Source organism: Streptomyces polyasparticus (assembly GCF_014493765.1).
Classification (GTDB): domain Bacteria; phylum Actinomycetota; class Actinomycetes; order Streptomycetales; family Streptomycetaceae; genus Streptomyces; species Streptomyces polyasparticus.
In genome coordinates this window covers 77,588-93,451 of sequence record NZ_JACTVJ010000025.1, presented here as the reverse complement: position 1 = coordinate 93,451, position 15,864 = coordinate 77,588, and the positions used below count along the sequence as shown (strand labels likewise).

The 15,864-nt window shown below is 70.0% G+C and carries 9 protein-coding genes and 1 tRNA gene; 3 read left to right on the top strand and 7 right to left on the bottom strand.

Going from position 1 to position 15,864, the window contains the following annotated elements; translation table 11 throughout:
• The first annotated feature begins 27 nt into the window (after positions 1 to 27).
• On the top strand, positions 28 to 1,401 hold the full coding sequence (locus H9Y04_RS38020) for a hypothetical protein (RefSeq protein WP_214662036.1): 1,374 nt from the start codon (positions 28 to 30) through the stop codon (positions 1,399 to 1,401).
• Between the two features lie 89 nt (positions 1,402 to 1,490).
• Positions 1,491 to 1,563: transfer RNA gene (locus H9Y04_RS38015), tRNA-OTHER, on the top strand.
• A 12-nt stretch (positions 1,564 to 1,575) separates the two neighbouring features.
• Here H9Y04_RS38015 and H9Y04_RS38010 read toward each other — a convergent pair.
• The 3 genes from H9Y04_RS38010 to nrdR form a co-directional block, all read right to left on the bottom strand.
• Positions 1,576 to 2,613 carry a hypothetical protein gene (locus H9Y04_RS38010; protein WP_187818769.1) on the bottom strand — a complete coding sequence of 346 codons (1,038 nt, stop codon included), beginning with the start codon at positions 2,611 to 2,613 and terminating at the stop codon, positions 1,576 to 1,578.
• Positions 2,614 to 2,816: 203 nt separating this feature from the next.
• Positions 2,817 to 5,711, bottom strand: coding sequence for a vitamin B12-dependent ribonucleotide reductase (locus H9Y04_RS38005; RefSeq protein ID WP_187818768.1), 2,895 nt, complete (start codon positions 5,709 to 5,711; stop codon positions 2,817 to 2,819).
• A 178-nt stretch (positions 5,712 to 5,889) separates the two neighbouring features.
• Positions 5,890 to 6,438: a transcriptional regulator NrdR gene (gene nrdR / locus H9Y04_RS38000; RefSeq protein WP_187818767.1), complete on the bottom strand. Its 549-nt coding sequence runs from the start codon at positions 6,436 to 6,438 to the stop codon at positions 5,890 to 5,892.
• A gap of 536 nt (positions 6,439 to 6,974) precedes the next feature.
• Here nrdR and lexA point away from each other — a divergent pair.
• A complete protein-coding gene (gene lexA / locus H9Y04_RS37995) occupies positions 6,975 to 7,760 on the top strand; it encodes a transcriptional repressor LexA (RefSeq protein ID WP_187818766.1) in 786 nt (261 codons plus the stop codon).
• Between the two features lie 458 nt (positions 7,761 to 8,218).
• Here the strand turns inward: lexA and H9Y04_RS37990 are convergent, their stop codons facing one another.
• The 4 genes from H9Y04_RS37990 to H9Y04_RS37975 all read right to left on the bottom strand — a co-directional run bounded on the left by H9Y04_RS37990 (position 8,219) and on the right by H9Y04_RS37975 (position 15,823).
• Positions 8,219 to 10,210, bottom strand: a complete 1,992-nt coding sequence (locus tag H9Y04_RS37990) for an ATP-dependent DNA helicase (RefSeq protein ID WP_187818765.1) — start codon at positions 10,208 to 10,210, stop codon at positions 8,219 to 8,221.
• 61 nt (positions 10,211 to 10,271) lie between these two features.
• The gene (locus H9Y04_RS37985; protein ID WP_308801696.1) at positions 10,272 to 12,107 is read right to left on the bottom strand and encodes an IucA/IucC family protein; all 1,836 of its coding nucleotides are present in this window, start codon (positions 12,105 to 12,107) and stop codon (positions 10,272 to 10,274) included.
• Between the two features lie 350 nt (positions 12,108 to 12,457).
• Positions 12,458 to 13,450, bottom strand: a complete 993-nt coding sequence (locus H9Y04_RS37980; RefSeq protein ID WP_308801695.1) for a GNAT family N-acetyltransferase — start codon at positions 13,448 to 13,450, stop codon at positions 12,458 to 12,460.
• 27 nt (positions 13,451 to 13,477) lie between these two features.
• Positions 13,478 to 15,823, bottom strand: coding sequence for an IucA/IucC family protein (locus tag H9Y04_RS37975; RefSeq protein WP_236071962.1), 2,346 nt, complete (start codon positions 15,821 to 15,823; stop codon positions 13,478 to 13,480).
• Positions 15,824 to 15,864: the final 41 nt, after the last annotated feature.

The following is a 15,864-nucleotide window of genomic DNA, read 5'->3' as shown; positions in this document are numbered from 1 at the left end:
GGAGTTGCCGCTGCCATGGTGTGGCGCATGCCGTCCCCGATGGTCGAACAACTGCTCCATGAACTCCACTCCACACTGACCCTGCGCAAGCGCCCCGAGGACATCGCCCAGCTCGTCCTCGATCTGCACGCGGCGCAGGGCAGCACGCTCGACGCCGCGGCCGAAGAGGCACTCACCAAGGCCGCACGGAACGCCCTGCGCAACATCTGGCACGGCTACACCTCGATGCGCGAGGACTTCGCCCGCCCGGTCGGCGCACAGCGCCAACTGGGCCGGGCGGCCGAGCTGTTCCCCGATCTGCCGGCCGTGCCCGCCGGCGCCGGAGACGATCCGGCACGGATCGAGGCGCTGATCCGCCGGGCCGGCGAGCAGATCGGCCGCTCGTACGGGGAGAACGACTTCGGCTTCGACCGCATGAACCGCGCCGAACGGGAGGAAGCCGGACTCGGCGAACTCTCCAAGCGCCGCTACAACAAACGCTTCCGGCTGCTGCGCCGCATGGAGGCCAAGCTCGCCCGCCTCCTCCATGAACAGCAGCGCCGCGAGATGACGCTCACCGGCAAGGGCGCCCTCGCGCACACCCTGCCGTACGAACTGTTCGCCGCCGATCCGGACAGCGCCGCCTTCATCGCGTACATGACGGCCCGCGGCTACATGCGCAGCATCTTCACCAACGGCAAGCAGCGGCGCCCGTACGACGAGGTCGCTGCCGCCCTGTTCCAGCGCCTGCTCGCCGAGCCCGAGCGGACGAACTGGTACGCGGTCGCGCATGTCCACCCCACGGCCGAGGTGCTCGCCCAGGTCTCCGACGAGGACCTCACACAGCTCCTCGTCCGCTGGAACCGCTTCCTGCGCCAGGTCGCCGACCTCCTCGAGGACACGTGGAACCGCGCGCCGCTGGAGCGCGGCACGATGATCGTGCGCCCCGGCAACGACTCCTCGACCTGGAACCAGGCGGCCCAGGCCTGGAACACCGCCCGCGCGCACTGGTTCGCCGTGCTCGTGGAGCTGGGCGAGGACGCGATCCTGGACACGGTGTGCCCCGGCAAGGTCCCGCGTCTGATGGCGGCCGACGTGGCGTACTGGCACCGCAAGAGTGGCGGCGGCCTGCACCCGGACACGCTCGTCTGGTCCGAACTCCCGCTCCCCTGGGAGGTCCTGCGCGGCGAGGAGCCCTGCCCGCGCTCCCTCGTGGCCCAGGTCTGCGCCCGCCACAGGGTGGACCCGGTGGCGGGCGGCTGGACGGCTCCCCGCCCGGCGGCCGAGGCCGTTCCGTACCGCCGGACCCCGGAGCTGGTCCACGGAGTCGCGGTCGCCGACCCACTGATGGCGAGCGCCCTGCGCTCGGCAGGCTTCTTCTCCGGCAGGCACCAGAAGGCCGCGGCCGACGAATGGCTGTGAGCAACCCTCGTACCCGGTGAGGGGATCAACACCCGCACCCGATAAATGGGTTGCCCCCTCTCCCCACCACCGGAGAGGATCGAACCGGCGACGAGGAAGCTCTGCGGAGGAGCGCCCGGCTCGTTCTCCGGGTGGCCGCAGGTTCGAATCCTGCCCTCGTCGCCGTTCGCTTTCTCAGTGGCCCGCGAAGGCCCTCAGCCGGCATCCCCACTCCTGTTCCAGCAGCCAAGCGATGCCTCGATCCCCGTCCATACGACCTGCGCGAGCCACCTCGCACCAGTCGTCCCGGTCGAGTAGGGCTTCGTATGCATCGGCGTGCCTGCGCCACCGTTCGACCGGTCCCACCGAGTGCATATCGATCTCCCCACGCAGGCCGCGCACAAGCCAGGCGGCACCGCAGTAGTTCCGCACGCTGGGCTGCTCACGCGCCAAGTGACGCAGATGCTCGGTCAGCACCGCCTCCGAGTGGGGATAGTCCTGGAGCGTCATGCCCGCTCCAGCGCACTCGGTCATCGTCAGGAGCATCCGGCCGGTGTGGGCGATGATCTCCGGATCGACGTGGGGTTGTGACAGAACCTCGTGGAGGCGTGTGGCTTCGGCGACTTCACGGACGACATAGGCGTTGAGGAAGTCCCCGTCGAAGGACTCACGCAGCAGCCACTCCCTGACGGCCGCATCATCCACGCGGCAGAGCGACCGCACGACCGAAACCCGCCCCCAGCCGTCGACCCGCTCGGCCAGCCGGAGCAGACTTCCCGCTCTGCCGGGCAGTCGCTCCAAACCGTGTGCGGCAAGCGCACCGAACGGGCTGGACAGCAGCCCGATCAGCTGCATCAGGGGGATATCGTCCTCGGTCCCCGTCTCCGCCACGAGTGCGAGCCCCACGGCGACCGCACAGTGATCGGTCCCGTTCCTGACCAGCCACCGCCCTGTACGCCGCACCCGCCGTACGTCCGCGCGCTGAACTGCCGCACGGATGTGTTCGTTCGGATGAATCGGGACGTGGATCTCATGGAACGCATGGAGCAGTTCGCGGGAATGGGCGGCGGGCCGGGTGAAGTGCCTGCCGAGGAGAGCCGCGACAGGCGCACCGGCAAGCCGATAGTCCTCGGCAGAATTCTGCTGTGGATGCGCAGAATCCTTACGCTCCAGTTCCAGCTGCGCCTTCCGCGGGAGCGGATCGTCGGGCGTGGACCTGTGCAGCGCCGCCACCCGCTCGTACAACGGACTCTGCGATCCGGGAGCTTGCCTCCCGGTCGTCTCGCTCACCGGCGGACGGAGTGCTCGTTTCTGTTGATCATGCCCGCAGGCTGCCATGCCCGCGCAGCCTCCGCAAGGAGATTGCCGGGGCAAGCCAAAGGGGACCGGCTCAAAAGCCGGTCCCCTTAGGTCAGTTACCGCTCAGCGGTGGCAGCTCAGCTGCAGCCGCTGGTCGAACCGCAGCCCTCGCAGATGTAGCAGGAGCCGGCCCGCTGCATCTTCGTACCGCAGGAGAAGCAGAGCGGGGCGTCCGCCTGGATGCCCAGCTGCATCTCTACGAGCTCGGCGCTGGTGTGCGCCTGCTTCGGAGCCGGCACGGCCACCGCGGACTCCGCCTTCGGGGTCTCGACGGCCTTCAGCTCCTGGGCACGCGGCGCCGACTGGGCCAGACCCTGGACGTCGAGCTCTTCCTCGGTGGGCTCGTACGAACCCGTCTCCAGGTGACGCTGACGCTCCTCGGCCGAGTGGATGCCGAGCGCGGAGCGCGTCTCGAAGGGCAGGAAGTCCAGCGCCAGGCGGCGGAAGATGTAGTCGACGATCGACTGCGCCATCCGCACGTCCGGGTCGTCCGTCATACCGGCCGGCTCGAAGCGCATGTTCGTGAACTTCGAGACGTACGTCTCGAGCGGCACGCCGTACTGCAGACCCACCGAGACGGCGATCGAGAAGGCGTCCATCATGCCCGCGAGGGTCGAACCCTGCTTGGACATCTTCAGGAAGACCTCGCCGAGACCGTCGTCCGGGTAGGAATTGGCGGTCATGTAGCCCTCGGCGCCACCGACCGTGAAGGAGGTGGTGATGCCCGGACGGCCCTTGGGCAGACGCTTGCGGACCGGACGGTACTCGACGACCTTCTCGACCGCGGCCCGGATCGTCTCCTCGGCCTTCTCGGTGACCTCGGCCTTCTCCTTCTCCTTGGTCTTGGCGGAGAGGGGCTGGCCGACCTTGCAGTTGTCGCGGTAGATGGCGAGCGCCTTGACGCCCATCTTCCACGCCTCGAAGTAGACCTCTTCGACGTCCTCGACGGTCGCCGTCTCCGGCAGGTTGACCGTCTTGGACAGGGCGCCGGAGATCCATGGCTGGATCGCGGCCATCATGCGGACGTGGCCCATCGCGGAGATGGAACGCTCGCCCATCGCGCAGTCGAACACCTCGTAGTGCTCGTGCTTGAGGCCCGGGGCGTCGACGACATTGCCGTGCTCGGCGATGTGGGCGACGATCGCCTCGATCTGCTCCTCCTGGTAACCCAGGCGGCGCAGGGCCTGCGGCACGGTGCCGTTGACGATCTGCATCGAGCCGCCGCCGACCAGCTTCTTGAACTTGACCAGGGCGAGGTCGGGCTCGAGGCCGGTGGTGTCGCAGGACATCGCGAGACCGATGGTGCCGGTCGGGGCGATGACCGAGGCCTGCGAGTTGCGGAAGCCGTTCTTCTCGCCGAGGCGGATCACGTCCTGCCAGGCCTCCGTGGCGGCGGCCCAGACGGGGGTGTCCAGGTCGTCCACGCGGATGGCCTTGGCGTTGGCGTCGGCGTGCTGCTTCATGACGCGCTTGTGCGGCGTGGCGTTCTTCGCGTAGCCCTCGTACGGGCCGACGACCGCGGCCAGTTCGGCGGAGCGCTTGTACGAGGTACCGGTCATCAGCGAGGTGATGGCGCCGGCGAGCGCACGGCCGCCGTCGCTGTCGTACGCGTGGCCGGTCGCCATGAGCAGGGCGCCGAGGTTGGCGTAGCCGATGCCCAGCTGGCGGAAGGCGCGGGTGTTCTCGCCGATCTTCTGCGTCGGGAAGTCCGCGAAGCAGATGGAGATGTCCATCGCGGTGATGACCAGCTCGACGACCTTGGCGAAGCGCTCGGACTCGAAGGACTGGTTGCCCAGGCCGTCGTCCTTGAGGAACTTCATCAGGTTCAGCGAGGCGAGGTTGCAGCTGGTGTTGTCCAGGTGCATGTACTCGGAGCACGGGTTCGAGCCGTTGATCCGGCCGGACTCCGGGCAGGTGTGCCACGCGTTGATGGTGTCGTCGTACTGGATGCCGGGGTCGGCACAGGCCCAGGCGGCCTCGGCCATCTTGCGGAAGAGCGACTTGGCGTCGACCTCCTCGATGACCTCGCCCGTCATACGGGAGGTGAGGCCGAACTTGCCGCCCTCCTCGACCGCCTTCATGAACGTGTCGTTCACGCGGACCGAGTTGTTGGCGTTCTGGTACTGGACGGACGTGATGTCGTCGCCGCCCAGGTCCATGTCGAAGCCCGCGTCACGCAGCGCGCGGATCTTCTCCTCTTCCTTCACCTTGGTCTCGATGAAGCCCTCGATGTCGGGGTGGTCGACGTCGAGGATGACCATCTTGGCCGCGCGGCGCGTGGCGCCACCCGACTTGATCGTTCCTGCGGAGGCGTCGGCACCGCGCATGAAGGAGACCGGACCCGAGGCGTTGCCGCCCGAGGACAGGAGCTCCTTGGAGGAGCGGATACGGGAGAGGTTCAGGCCGGCGCCGGAGCCGCCCTTGAAGATCATGCCCTCTTCCTTGTACCAGTCGAGGATCGACTCCATGGAGTCGTCGACGGACAGGATGAAGCACGCGGAGACCTGCTGCGGCTGCGGCGTACCGACGTTGAACCACACCGGGGAGTTGAAGCTGAAGACCTGGTGCAGGAGGGCGTAGGCCAGCTCGTGCTCGAAGATCTCGGCGTCGGCGGGCGAGGCGAAGTAGTTGTAGTCCTCGCCGGCCTTGCGGTAGGTCTTCACGATCCGGTCGATCAGCTGCTTCAGACCGGTCTCGCGCTGCGGGGTGCCCACGGCGCCGCGGAAGTACTTGCTGGTGACGATGTTGACCGCGTTCACCGACCAGAAGTCGGGGAACTCGACGCCACGCTGCTCGAAGTTGACCGAGCCGTCGCGCCAGTTGGTCATGACGACGTCACGGCGCTCCCACTGGACCTCGTCGTACGGGTGCACGCCGGGGGTGGTGTGAATGCGCTCGATACGCAGACCCTTGCCGCCCTTGGATCCCTTGGCGCGGGAACCTCGTGCCGGGCCGCTCGTCGTCTCGGTCATGCCGCCTCCCTATATCGGGCTAAAACGCCCCAGAGTGCCCCGCTCTTCCCGAGGCATGGTGTGTGTCTGATGCCGCGAGCGCCGCTATACCGCCCGCAACAGGTCTTCTGGCCGCCGATCGGCCGCCGGCCCGGCCCCGCGAAAGGCCCCCGAAGGGGCTCGCGGCCCGGCCCGCCGGTCAGTCGGCGGCGGTGGCGGGCACGGGGACCTCAGCAGTCCCCGTCGGCCCGCCGTCAGCTTGTTCGCCTTCACAGGCGCCTTCGTCGCCGGCTTCGGCAAAGTCCTGCACATGCCGCAGCTCGGTGATGGCGCTCTCGAAGTCCTCGAGCGAGTCGAACGCCCGGTACACCGACGCGAAACGCAGGTACGCGACCAGGTCGAGCTCCTGCAGCGGGCCGAGTATGGCGAGCCCCACGTCGTGAGTGGTCAGCTCGGCGCTGCCGGTGGCGCGCACCGCTTCCTCGACCCGCTGGCCGAGCTGGGCGAGTGCGTCCTCCGTGACGGGCCGTCCCTGGCATGCCTTGCGCACGCCATTGATGACCTTGGTACGGCTGAAGGGTTCGGTCACTCCGCTGCGCTTGACCACCATCAGCGAGCAGGTCTCGACGGTGGTGAAGCGACGGGTGCAGTCCGGGCACTGCCGGCGCCTGCGGATCGACGTGCCGTCGTCGGTCGTACGAGAGTCGACGACCCGGCTGTCGGGGTGCCTGCAGAAGGGACAGTGCATCGCTCCCAACCCTCCTTCACAGCACGACTGAATGGCCTGTCACAAGGCGCGGTTACCCACCGCCGCCCCGCTCGAAGCGACCCCCAGCATAGGCGATGGCCGAGGCTCACAGGACCAGGGACCACAACTTCTGGGCGGCTGCGCCAATCCAACCACTAGATCTGGGGTTTGGGCGAAATCTCGGCACCATCGCGTGTCGCGGACGGAACCGTCGCGAATCGCGCACGGAAGGCCTCGAATGCAGTCCCGCGGAAGTCATGGTCATTGCGCGCGGGAAGCCTTGAAGAGGGTACGCGACGAGGGCGGCGAACCCGTCCGCCGGGAGTCGGCACGCGCACCGGTCGCAACAGAAACCACAGCCGATGGCAGACTGTGACGCTCACGGGAACAGCCCCTGTTCGAGCTTCGCCAGTACACCCGAGCACATGATCACGTCAGGCAATACAAAGTTTTTCACTCGAACGTGTGTTTGGCGCAACCTTTCGAAAGCAACTACCGTTGTCCGACTAGGGAGACCATTCTCGGAAGGGGCCGCCGTGACCACCACCGCAGACAGTGCCAGCATCACCGCCCAGGACCGCTCCCAGGGCCGACTCGAGGCGGTGCACGCCATGAATGACTCCGGTATGACCCCGGAGGGCCAGAAGCCCGCACGCTCGCTCCCTGGCCGACCTCCCGGGATCAGGGCGGACAGCTCGGGACTCACGGACCGGCAGCGCCGGGTGATCGAGGTGATCCGGGACTCCGTGCAGCGGCGTGGCTACCCGCCGTCGATGCGGGAGATCGGGCAGGCCGTGGGCCTGTCCAGCACGTCCTCCGTGGCACACCAGCTGATGGCTCTCGAGCGCAAGGGCTTCCTGCGCCGCGACCCCCACCGCCCCCGTGCGTACGAGGTGCGTGGCTCCGACCAGGGCAGCAGCCAGCCCACGGACACCACCGGCAAGCCGGCCGCGTCCTATGTCCCCCTCGTCGGCCGGATCGCGGCCGGTGGCCCGATCCTCGCGGAGGAGTCCGTCGAGGACGTCTTCCCTCTCCCCCGCCAGCTCGTCGGCGACGGTGAACTCTTCGTCCTCAAGGTCGTCGGCGACTCGATGATCGAGGCCGCGATCTGCGACGGCGACTGGGTCACGGTCCGCCGCCAGCCCGTCGCCGAGAACGGTGACATCGTCGCCGCCATGCTCGACGGCGAGGCCACGGTCAAGCGCTTCAAGCGCGAGGACGGCCATGTCTGGCTGCTCCCGCACAATGCGGCCTACCAGCCGATCCCCGGCGACGAGGCCACCATCCTCGGCAAGGTCGTGGCGGTCCTCCGCCGCGTCTGACCCCACGACGGGCCCCGCCCGTCCGCCCTGACCGGGCCCCGGAACCACCTGCGCCGGTTCCGGGGCCCTGTGTTTTGTTCGGGCTTTGGCGGGGCGGGGGCTGGGGCTGGGGTCGAAGCCCCCGGGGGTCCTCCCACCCGCGGCCCGGCTCAAGGGGGCACAGGGGCGGAGCCTCGGGGCTACCTACTGGGGGTGCACGGGGCGAAGCCCCCGCCAGGCCAACCGACCCGGGGTCCGGGGCGGAGTCCCGGTTTCGGGAAGGGGCGGGTAGGGGAAATCGGCCCGCCGCAGGCGCACCACCCGCACCCCCACCCGCAGAGGACAACGCACCCGCATCACCCGGCCCAGGCCCCGACCGCCCCGCCCAAGGGCACCACCGCCCCGCCCAAGACCCGCACCCACCCGACCAAGGACTCAACCGTCCCTCCCGGGCCCCCCAGCCAGCCCCACCGCCAGCCCTACTCCCCCGCCTCCCCCACCTTCGCCACGGCATCAATCGCCGCCAACGACCGCCGCACCTGATTGCGATCCGTCGTGTACCAGAAGTCCGGCATCGAGGACTTGAGGTAACTGCCGTACCGCGCAGTGGCCAGCCGCGGATCGAGCACCGCCACCACCCCCTTGTCCCCCGTCGCCCGCACGAGCCGCCCCGCACCCTGCGCCATCAGCAGCGCCGCATGCGTGGCCGCGACGGCCATGAACCCATTGCCCCCGTTCTCCTCGACCGCCTTCTGCCGCGCACTCATCAGCGGATCGTCGGGCCGCGGGAACGGGATCTTGTCCATGACCACCAGCTGACAGCCCGTACCGGGCACGTCCACGCCCTGCCACAGCGACAGCGTGCCGAACAGACAGGTCTTCGGATCAGCGGCGAAGGCCTTGATCAGCTCGCCGAGCGTCTCCTCGCCCTGCAGCAGGATCGGGTACTCGGGAATCCGCGACCGCAGCTCCTCCGCCGCCTGCTGAGCAGCCCGCATCGAGGAGAACAGCCCGAGCGTGCGCCCGCCGGCCGCCTGGATCAGCTCCGTCAGCTCGTCGAGCATGTCGGCACGGTCACCGTCCCGCGCCGGGCGGGACAGATGCTTCGCCACGTACAGGATTCCCTGCTTGCGGTAGTCGAAGGGCGAGCCGACGTCGACGCCCTTCCACACCGGCAACTCCTCGGCATCCCCCGTACCCGCCGTGCCTTCGGGGGCGAGCCCGAGCGAGGCACCCACCCCGTTGAAGTCGCCGCCGAGCTTCAGCGTCGCGGACGTGAGCGTGACCGAGCGGTCGGTGAAGAGCTTCTCGCGCAGCAGGCCCGAGACCGACATGGGAGCGACGCGCAACGACGCCCCGAACCGGTCATGCCGCTCGTACCAGACGACATCCCATTCGGACCCGTTGGTGATCCGCTCCGCCACATCGTGGACGGACTCGACCGAGGCCTGGGCCTGCTTGCGTACCGCATCCTCGTCCTGCACGGACCTGTCGCGCGTCGAACCGAGCGCGGAGATCACATTGCGGGCCGCATCGCGCAGCGCCAGCAGCGCGTAGCCGAGGTCCTCGGGGATCTCCTCCAGTCGGCCCGGCAGCGCCAGCTCCATCAGCCGCTCGAACCCCTCGGCCGCGGTCTGCAGCTGGTCAGCGACCTTCTCGTTGACCAGCTTCGCGGCGCGCTTCACCGCACGGTTGACCTGCCCCGGGGTGAGCTCGCCGGTGGCCACACCCGTCACCCGCGAGACCAGCTCGTGCGCCTCGTCGACGATCAGGACCTCGTGCTGCGGCAGCACAGGGGCGCCCTCGATGGCGTCGATGGCGAGCAGCGCGTGATTGGTGACGACCACATCGGCGAGCTTGGCGCGCTCGCGGGCCATCTCGGCGAAGCACTCCGCGCCGTACGCACACTTCGTGGCGCCCAGACACTCCCTCGACGAGACCGAGATCTGGGCCCAGGCGCGGTCGGACACGCCCGGGGTCAGATCGTCGCGGTCACCGGTCTCGGTCTCGTCCGCCCAGTCCCGCATCCGCAGCAGGTCCTGGCCCAGCTTGCTGGTGGGGGCGGCCGCCTCGAACTGGTCGAAGAGACCGTCCTCCTCTTCCTGCGGCACCCCCTCGTGGAGCCGGTGCAGACACAGATAGTTGGAGCGGCCCTTGAGCATCGCGTACTGCGGCTTGCGGCGAAGCAGCGGGTGCAGCGCCTCGACTGTGCGCGGCAGGTCGCGCTCCACCAGCTGGCGCTGGAGCGCGAGCGTGGCCGTGGCGACGACCACGCGCTCCCCGTGGGCGAGGGCCGGCACCAGATAGCCGAGGGACTTTCCGGTGCCCGTGCCCGCCTGGACAAGGAGATGCGAGCCGCCGTCGATGGCTTCGGCGACCGCCTCGGCCATCGTCACCTGGCCAGGACGCTCCGTGCCGCCGACGGCTGTGACGGCGGCATGCAGGAGTTCGGGGAGTGAGGGTTTCGTCATAGGCCGACCACCTTAAACGGGTCCACTGACATCCCTCCGCCCAGAGGCTCCGCGGAGGCGCTCACGGCCGGTGCAGGGGGTTCGGGACCGTGCCGTGCACCGCCGCGTGCGGGCGTTCGGGCCGGTCGCGGTAGCCGTCGAGGTGCAGGCGGTTGCGGTTGAGGCAGAGCCGGGCGATCCGCTCGCCCAGCAGGTCGAAGGTTTCGAAACGATCCTTGAGCTCGGGGAAACGTGCCTGATAGCGCAGGATCTCCGCACGTACGAGGGACCAGAAATCGCCCTCGGACACGCCCAGTTGCTGCTCGCACAGCGGGGCGAGATAGCGGAAGACCCCGACGAACAGACCCGAGTGGATGAACTGGGTGAGGAAGGCCGGCGGCTCGGTCAGGAGCACCGCCCGTACGTCCTCGGGCATGGAGTCGTGCTCGGGCAGCGGCTCCGCGCTGACGTTCACGTCGTCGACGAAGTCCTTGACCGCGAGACGTACGGGGATGTCCTGCTCGTCGAAGACGACGATCGCGTTCTCGCCGTGGGGCGAGAAGACGGTGCCGTAGCGGTAGAGGAAGTGGAGCAGGGGCGGCAGGAGCGCGCCGAAGAGCCGGCGCAGCCAGACCTCGGGGGCGAGGCCGGAGCGTGCGACGAGTTCGGCGGTGAAGGCCCTGCCGTGCGGGTCGACGTGGAGCAGGGAGGCGAGGGTGCGGGCGCGCTCGCCGCGGTCGAGATGGCGGCAGAGCGGCTCGCGCCAGATCGCCCCGAGAAGTTCCTTGTATTGGTATGGGACTTCGGCGAGCACGTCGTACACCGGGTGCTCGACGGTGACCGAGGCGACCTCGCCGAGCAGGACGGCGCGTGTCTCGTCCCGCAGGAAGGGGTCCCCGTCGCGCAGCGCGTGCACCCAGGCGGTGACCGCGGGGGCTGCGGCGGTGCGCTCGGTGGGCAGTCCGCGCCAGACCAGGGTGTTGAGGATGGACAGGGGCAGCTTCACGGTGTGCCGCTCGGGGCGGGACACATTGAGGAAGGTGCGGATGGACTGCTGCGGCAGCCGCAGATCGCCGTCGGGCGCCAGCGGCACGATGTCCCCGGCCGCGACGGAGGAGGCGAACAGGGGCAGCACGATCTCGTCCCACTGCCAGGGGTGTACGGGGAGCAGCAGATAGCGGGCGGGGTCCAAGCCCCGTTCGCGCAGCTTCTTGTCGAACGCGGCACGGGTGGTCGTGTCCAGTTCGCGCGCGTAGAGCTGCTCGGGGGTGTCCAGGCCGCGCACACCTCGGTACGAGGCGAGGTCCTGGCTGACCGCGATCCAGGGCAGCTGGGCGGGCTTGCGCGCCTCGGGGGCCCACTGGGCGCAGTCCTGGGCGGAGAAGCCGAGCCGACCCTTGTTGAGGACGAGCCAGGGGTGTCCGGTCTGGTGGCCCTCGAGCTCGGCGTAGTCGAGCTCGGCGAGGGCCGCGGCGGTCAGGGCGGTGTGGTCGAGGCGGGTGTCGGCGGCGAGGGTCGCGTTCAGCTCGCGGATGAGGTGGCCGAGGGTGGAGCCGTCGAGGCCGAGGGTGCGGCGGCAGTCGGTGACGAAGCGGATGGGGTCGTCGTACGGGTCTTCGCCGTCCGCGTCGAGGGTGATGCTGTCCGCGTCCACTCGCCAGGAGTCGTAGGCGCCCCGTGTTGCCTGGAAGGCGAGTCGGCGGGCGTCGTCCAGGGGGACGGTGTAGCGGCGGGGGGTACGGGTTGCGGGCGTTTCGGGCGCGGCGGCCGGCCTGATGATCTCTTCGTGGGCGAACTCGCCCAGCATCTTGGCCAGGAGGCGGCGGCCGGCCAGGTGCCAGGCCGCCCGGTTGAGTTCCGGCGGATCGTGGAGCGTGGGGCGCTCTGCCGAATCGGGGGCGGCGGCGGAATTGTGCACGTGGGCTCCGGGATCGGAAATTCGTGGACCGGCAGGGGGAACCTGCCCGGCCCGAGCGGTGTACCAGTAGTGAAATCAAGCGAAGGCCGGTGGGGATCCGGCCGGTCGGGGAGGCAATGCGTGAGTGCGGCGACGAGGGATGTGCCCGCGGGAGCGAGGGAACTGCCTGTGGGAGCGATGAATCTGGCTGCGGAGGATCTGACAGCGGGGTGGGGTCTGGCTGCGCGGCGGGGTCTGGCTGCGGTGCGGGGAACTGCCTGTGGGGGAACGGGATTTGGCTGCGGCAACGAGAGCGTCGGGGGCGGTGACGGGGATGTCGAGAGTGGTACGTGAGGTCGGCGCGGTGGCGGTCAGAGCTGGGCGCGCAGCGCGCGGTCGCGGATCATGAGCGCGGCGCGTTTGCCGGGGAGGTCCACCTCGGCACCGAGACGGAATCCCGCACTCAAAAAGGCTGACACAGAAGGGGTGTTGCGCAGGTCCGGTTCGGCGACTACGCGGGTGCACGCGGGCCTTCGGTCGAGCACGAGGTCGGCGACGGCGCGCAGCAGGGTCGTACCCACGCCCCTGCCGCGGTCGGCGACACCTCCGATGAGCAGGTGGATCCCGGTGTCGTGGGGGCGCGCCGGATAGTGCCGGGCGAGAGGGTCGAGGTCGGCCCGGTAGATCTCCCAGTAGCTCATCGGGGTGCCGTCGAGCAGACCGACGCACGGCACGCTGCGGCCGTCGCCGTCGAGTTGGGTGCGCAAGTGGTCGGCGGTGACGGAGGTATCTCCGTCGAGCTCCCAGAAGGCGGCCACGGCGGGGTCGTTCATCCAGCGGCTGATCAGGTCGAGGTCACGCTCGATGCGCACCGGTACCAGCTGGAACACACCGACGGACGTGGACGCGGATCCCCAGCCGGAGACACCGTCGAGCAGATCCTCGAGGGGAGGGAATCCGTGGACGGGGTCGGTGGGCCAGGGGCGGACCGGTGGGTGCTGGCGTGGGTGCTGGCTGCCGGCCGTTCCTGACTCGGCCGGCCGGTCGTGCACTTCGGCGACGGCTGTCCGGCTGTGCGGGGCCGGGTCGGCCGTCCGGTCCTGCGGGGCACGGAAGGTCGTCCGGTCGTGCGCGTCGGTGAGGGGTGCCTCGTCGTGCGCGTAGGTGAGGGGCGTCTCGTCGTGCGCGGCGGTGTCCGCCCGCGCCGGGCTCGGCTGCGGGGCGGTGTCCTCGTCCTCCTCGCGCGCGAGCAGGGCGAGGAGCTCGGCGGGCAGGCGCAGTTCGAGGGTGTCCTCGGAGGTGTTCCGTGTGTCGGTGCCGGTGGGGGTCGGCTGGGGGTCGGTGCTCGCGTCGGTGGGCGGCACGGCGACGCTCCTCTCACGGTCGGATGGTCATGTACGGGAGGAATGAAGGGGGTTGGGGATGGTGACGTAGACGGACTGGGTATCGACGGGGCCGATGAGCTCGTCGAGGCCGTGCAGCCGGGTCAGCAGGTTGGCCTTGCAGCGCAGCACCGGGGTGTCGAGCAGCTGGCCCGGCAACGGGCTGCGCGGCGCGTCCCCGCCGGAGGCGCACTCGGCAAGGAAGCGGCGGAAGGCGGCGAGCAGCAGCCGCTCGTCCGCGAGCTGCTGTGAGCCGAAGGCGCCGATGAGACCCAGGACGTTGTTGATGCCGAGGTAGTAGGCGAAGCGTTCGTCGGTGACCGCGTCGGCGACGAAGGTGTCGCTGTGCAGTCCGATGCCGGGGAGGCGTTTGTCCAGTTCGGAACGGCGTGACGCACGGAAGTAGTAGCCCTGGTTGTCGCGGTAGCGGCCGCCGACGGGCCAGCCGTCGGGGTCGAGGACGACAAGGGTGTTCTGCTGGTGGGCTTCGAGCGCGATGCCCGCCACGCCGTCGAGCCAGAGAACGGGGCGTACGACCTGTTCGAGGTAGCGCAGGAACCACTCGGCGGCGACGGCTCCGCGGGGGCGTCCGGTGCGGGCGGCGAGCGTGCCGACGAGCTCGGCGAGACGGGAGCGCATGGGAGCGCCCGGCTCGGCGGCCGCTTCGCCGTCCGCTCGCACCGGACGGGGTGAGACGAGGCCCGCGATGCAGGTCACGTCGTCGTCGGGGGCGAAGGGGTTGTTGCGGATGACGGTGTCCAGGCCGGGCACAGGGGCGCCGTCGGCGTCCACGACCGCAAGCCAGGCCGGGTCGCGGACGATGTCGAACCCGGGGTGCGCCGACTGCCACTCGGCGGACAGACCCGAGCGCAGCAGACGGTGGACCTCCACGCCACGGTGGAGTTCCTTGTGCAGGTTCTCGCGACGGGAGTTGGTGATGCGCAGGCCGAGGGAGAGCTTCAGCATGGCCGGGGCGCCCGGCCGGTAGACCGTACGGACGGAGGAGGTGGGGTACCAGGAGTCGCCCAGGGGGCCGAGATCCCTGATCAGGCCGCGGTCCATGAGGTCGGCGACCTCGGGCCGGTGGGCCAGATCGCTCGCCTGCCAGGGATGGAGGGGCAACAAGGCGTACCCGTCCGGCAGTTCGGCACCAAGCGCAGACGCGGCCTGCTCGGCGGCCGGTCCTGCGAGGCGGGCCGCGAGCTGCTCGGCGGTGACCGTGCGTCCGCGTTCGGTCCAGGCGGAGTCGGCGGCGAGCGCGTCGGGCGCGACGGCCATCCAGTGCAGCGCGAACGATCCGTATGCCTCCGGCGAGTACCGCACGGCCTCGGCTTCGGACAGTCCTTCGCGGCTCTTGGGGGTGGGGTGCAGGGGGTGGCCGAGGACCAGGGATTGTTCGGCTGTGAGGAAGAGGTCGGGGGTGGTGGGGTCAGGGGTGGGGAGGTCCGTGGAGGCGGGGCCTGGGGCGGAGAGGTCCGCGGTGGCCGGGCCCGTGGCGGAGAGGTCTGCGGCGGCGAGGTCCGCGGTGGCCGGGCCCGTGGCGGGGAGGTCCGCGGTGGCGAGGTCTGTGGCGGCTGGGCCCGGGGCGGAGAGGCCGGGAAACGTGGCCGGTGTGGGTGCGGAGTCGGGGGACTTCGTGGCCTGGCGGCGGTGGGTCAGGAAGGCCGCCGTGCGACGGACGGAGTCGGCGACGCGGCCCACCAGGTCGCTGGTGTCGCCGACGTCCGGCCATGCCGGGGCAGGTGCCGGCTCGGGCTGCCCGGCGCCGTCGCTGTGCCCCTGCCCGGCGCCGTCGGTGTGCCCCTGCCCGGCGCCGTCGGTGTGCCCCTGCCCGGCCCCCGTCGTCTCGCGGCCCAAGAGGGCCGCCAGCGTCACCGCGTCGACCGGTGGTGCGCCCGCGGGGGCGGTCTCGAAGGCGGGCGGGCCGAGGCGGTGCCAGCCGGTGGGAGACCAGTAGTGCACGGGGACCAGCAGGGTCAGATGGCTCGCCGACAGGGCGATCCGCAGGGTGGCACCGCTTGACTCGGGGGTGAGATTGCGTTCACGGATCCAGCAACGGAGGAGGTTCTCCACACCGGCCGCATTGGCCGCCGCGGCCGGGTCCGGGTGCTCCAACAGATCGGCGAACCGCGGGAGTCCGGCGGGCCGCAACGCTTCTTGCGCGGGGTCGCCCTGATGCGTCAGCGCTTCTTGCGCGGGGTCGCCCTGATACGTCGCCGTGGGTACGGAGGCGTTCGCCGTCCTGTTCTTCTGGCGGGGCACGGACCCCGGGTCCGCCGTGAGCGCGCCGGGCATGGGGGCCTGGCCGCGTTCGGGAGTGTGGGGACGGCCGTCTGGAGCGGGTGTGCGGTTCAAGAGGGTTTCCTTGTGCGGTTGTAGAAGCTTGTTGTAGCGGC

Bases quoted from the DNA above. Each gene is read 5' to 3' on its own strand.
- H9Y04_RS38020 (WP_214662036.1), top strand. From the start codon at position 28: ATGCCGTCCCCGATGGTCGAACAACTGCTCCATGAACTCCACTCCACA.
- H9Y04_RS38005 (WP_187818768.1), bottom strand. From the start codon at position 5,711: ATGACCGAGACGACGAGCGGCCCGGCACGAGGTTCCCGCGCCAAGGGA.
- nrdR (WP_187818767.1), bottom strand. From the start codon at position 6,438: ATGCACTGTCCCTTCTGCAGGCACCCCGACAGCCGGGTCGTCGACTCT.
- H9Y04_RS37990 (WP_187818765.1), bottom strand. From the start codon at position 10,210: ATGACGAAACCCTCACTCCCCGAACTCCTGCATGCCGCCGTCACAGCC.